General features: G+C 68.6%; 1 pseudogene. It reads left to right on the top strand.

The annotated features are described in order from the left end of the window. Positions 1 to 503, top strand: a pseudogene (locus tag MGN01_RS23360) (IS630 family transposase); the annotation flags it as partial.

The following is a 503-nucleotide window of genomic DNA, read 5'->3' as shown; positions in this document are numbered from 1 at the left end:
ATGAGGAGAGCCAGATCCAGGCGCTGGAGCGGACCCGTCCCGATCGGCCGCTCGCCCCCGGCCATCCCGTCGCCCAGACCCACGACGATACCCGTCACGGCACGACGACGCTGTTTGCCGCCCTCGACGTCCTGGCGGGTACCGTGCTCGGCCGCTGCATGCAGCGTCACCGGAACGGCGAGTTCATCCGGTTCCTCAACGCCGTCGAGGCCGCAGGTAATCCACGCCATCCTCGACAACGTCGCCACCCACAAACATCCGAAGGTGCGCGCCTGGCTCACCCGCCACCCGCGCTGGACGTGTCCCTTCACCCCGACCTCGGCCTCCTGGCTCAACGCCGTCGAGGGCTTCTTCTCAGCGCTCACCCGGCGCCGGCTGCGGCGAGGCTCCTTCACCGGCGTCGTCGACCTGCAGGCGGTCATCAATCGCTACATCGCCGAGCACAACCAGAGCGCCAAACCCTTCGTCTGGACCAAGCCGGCCACCGACATCCTCGCAGCCGT

Source organism: Methylobacterium gnaphalii (assembly GCF_007992215.1).
GTDB lineage: Bacteria > Pseudomonadota > Alphaproteobacteria > Rhizobiales > Beijerinckiaceae > Methylobacterium > Methylobacterium gnaphalii.
Note: the sequence above shows the minus strand (reverse complement) of the source record. Positions and strands in the feature narration are given on the sequence as shown.